At 37.0% G+C, this 3049-nt stretch carries 4 protein-coding genes; all 4 read right to left on the reverse strand.

The features are described from left to right. Positions 1-108: 108 nt before the first annotated feature. On the reverse strand, positions 109-306 hold the full coding sequence (locus KO464_05435; protein MCC7572813.1) for a hypothetical protein: 198 nt from the start codon (positions 304-306) through the stop codon (positions 109-111). 208 nt (positions 307-514) lie between these two features. Continuing rightward, positions 515-886, reverse strand: a complete 372-nt coding sequence (locus KO464_05440; GenBank protein ID MCC7572814.1) for a hypothetical protein — start codon at positions 884-886, stop codon at positions 515-517. A gap of 226 nt (positions 887-1112) precedes the next feature. Next, complete coding sequence (locus KO464_05445; GenBank protein ID MCC7572815.1) at positions 1113-2258, reverse strand: hypothetical protein; 1146 nt, start codon at positions 2256-2258, stop codon at positions 1113-1115. A 310-nt stretch (positions 2259-2568) separates the two neighbouring features. Further along, positions 2569-2832, reverse strand: a complete 264-nt coding sequence (locus KO464_05450) for a hypothetical protein (GenBank protein MCC7572816.1) — start codon at positions 2830-2832, stop codon at positions 2569-2571. Positions 2833-3049: the final 217 nt, after the last annotated feature.

The raw sequence follows: 3049 nt of genomic DNA on the forward strand, positions 1-3049 counted from the left end.
ATCATTGCGGAGTCCTTTTGTAGTTTCGCTAAATGCAAAAGTTATGCAGGTTATTGGATAGAGAAATTTTTATTGAATAATATGCATTATAAAGATTTATGCGAATGACTATAGATCGTTATCTACTGCTTCTAGAATTGTCTCGTTATCGTTTGGTATATAGTTATTCGGGGTTATTCTATAAATTCTATCCCATAACAACAGGCTTGCCTTTACCCAGTTTTCATCGTTAAATTCAATGGATGGAAAATACAATATAGAACCAGATGAGCCACTCATACAAATCCAAGGAGTCCTTTTCCTCACTTATATTTAAGGATTTTGGAGAGGATGCTATGTTGTAGAGTCCTTAATCTATTAAACTTCGAGAGTCTCATTTGCATAATACAGAAGGGGCCAATAAAGGTCGTAATAATTCACGATCCCTTCTTCTGAAAGCTCCATCGATTACCACCTAGATTTCGAGTAGCTTTGATTAGAACGCCACATCTCCCTCATATATCTCGGCGCCGAACTATATACCCTCATCAACCGCAGCATGATCCTTCATCAAGAAGATCCGCTCCTTGGGCGTCTCCGTGAATGCCACAGAGTTCTTTAGGACTGGAGCATACTTGCTGAACTTGTCCAGCTTGACTACATAACCCTTTAGATCCTCTATGGGATACGCATTGAACCCGTTCCTTTCGAGGAGCTTCAGCCCCTGGTTCCTCTCCCCTAACGACTTGAACTCAAACCTGTATGTATCCCGGTTGTAGTGGTAAGCAAGCTGCCTGAAAAGATCCTGGTTATCAGCGAAGAAGTATTTGAAGACCCATAGCTTCCCTACCTTGAAGACGTTAATACGTTTCCGTTTTTCTTCTACATCGAAGGTTTGCACGCTCATTGGCTACTCACACCTCCGTAATCATGGTCTTCGCACCTTTCCAAGAACCTGGGTCAATTAGTTGAATGCAACGCGATGAGAACTAAGACAATCGCACGGTTCGCGAACTAGGGCGCTTTTCGACGCCAAATTACGACGCTTCCTTGTGGAAATTCGCACGTATTTACTAGTAATAGTCGAAGTTGTTCGTGCCGGAGATTTAAACTACTTATTAAATATACATACATTAAATCATGTTATACAGTATAAGTTGAATTATTGAAACAATACTTGCAAGAAATGTTACTACAATCTTTAAAATGCTCTCCATATCAAACGGCCATGTTCTGATCTTATCTATCCGATCGATTGCATGTATATAAGCATTATAAGCGATGCAGGATTCTATATATCTGTTACTTTTATCGTCATTATATATAATAACTTCCAAATCTTTAATTAATTTTAATGTCCTGCTTTCATAAAACTCTTTACAGTTTTTTATTGTTTTATGTATATAGATTCCGGGCAATATTAAAACTATAAAAAAGCCAAATGGTGCAAGCAAAAAAACCGCTAAATCGGAATAAAACAAATATCTTTCATAATTTTGATTCAATATTCCTGATAAAATGCTTGGGAGGCCTATTATCAATGCGCTGTATGAATATAATAAGTTCATATGTATTATGTTTAATTTGCGGACTTGTATTATTGAATTAGGAGCATCGATTTGAAATTTATAGGATTCGTTAGAGATTTTTCGTAACAGTATCATTAATCCTAATATTATATATACTAAAGTCAGGGATGCCACCCAAGCACAAGTCACACCAATAAAGCCCAATATAGAGGTTAACAAAACGTCATTGTATGTGACAAGACCTGCTTTATAATAATTTATAAAATCAAAATATGATAACATAGAGAAGATTATCCCTAGAATAATTGAAATAAATGATATGTAGAAAAACCTATTAGATAATATGGAATATTCTTTGAACCATTCGGGCACAGGTTCATTCTTAAATTTGTATGGTGCAAATATAGCATATAGATAATTGTCCATATTATTACGTACTTTACATGGAAAATATAGTTCGCTACAAATAAATACGTCTAATGATACATCTCGCAATCTCCTTATCATAATCAATATCATAAAAACAGATACTGCCCATAGAAATCCCAAATTATTATAATAGAATTGTTTTGCTAATGGATACGCCAAATCTGATACTAAACCAAGAGTTATTAACGTGCCTATCGACGCAAAAAACACAGCGAATATGAGATATATGCGCGGTATTTTAGTTTTACTAAGCACAAATTCTATATAAAGTTCATATTGACGTCTTAATTTATCCCTACAATTCTCTTTATCTTGCTTCATATAGATCAGACGCTCTAATTCTTCAGATTACACTATCAGATATCAATCTTTCAGAGCCCTCAAAATGATTATATTCTCTGGCCATTATCTTTGTCCTCTTCTTGAAGAACTCATCTCTCTTGAATCGTTGACGGACTAGATGACACCTTCGCATTCACCTTCTGTGTGTATATTTTATCATCTGCAGTGGTGTTCAATCTATTCATTTAAAAGAGTATCCTAATTATGGCTGCAAATACATCAGGATTATTCGCTGAGGTGTAATCTATGATGGTGCTCTTTGAATTGGTCGATAACTCGCTTAGAGTTCTTAGAGGACTATACACCTTCTCCTCAGATACATGTCCCGGGCTCCATCGCCTTCCCACCAGCTAAGGTGCCAGTAGGTGTGGATCCTCGCAACCCCTTCCGCCGAGCATTTCGCTTTCTCCACTATGTAGAACCTCAGATCCTCCATCCTCGAATCAGGCTTCAAGCACTCAACCTCGGTTCTTAGCTGTCGGGCTTCTTCTTCTTCTTCTTCTTCTTCTTCTTGGCTCCTCGCTGTTTTATTTGGTTGGATTTCATAGGTCATCGGTTAAGGATCGGTTTAAATAGTCTCGCTGATTTTTGATCCCACTTCCGTCATACAAAATATAGCATAACCTTATTAATAACCTATTGGAACTATAGACCACTGATATATAATTCGCCGGGGGTAGCATCAGTGGTCGCTCGTAACTTTAAATTGGGAATAGTCCTGTGCAAGAGGGTTAATTTTGGTCTTTTTAGCCCATTACAGATAGCCAATG

The organism is Methanofastidiosum sp. (assembly GCA_020854815.1).
Lineage (GTDB): Archaea > Methanobacteriota_B > Thermococci > Methanofastidiosales > Methanofastidiosaceae > Methanofastidiosum.

Excerpts from the sequence above, each read along its gene's own strand:
- KO464_05440 (MCC7572814.1), bottom strand. The coding sequence starts at position 886 with ATGAGCGTGCAAACCTTCGATGTAGAAGAAAAACGGAAACGTATTAAC.
- KO464_05450 (MCC7572816.1), bottom strand. The coding sequence starts at position 2,832 with ATGACCTATGAAATCCAACCAAATAAAACAGCGAGGAGCCAAGAAGAA.
- KO464_05445 (MCC7572815.1), bottom strand. The coding sequence starts at position 2,258 with ATGAAGCAAGATAAAGAGAATTGTAGGGATAAATTAAGACGTCAATAT.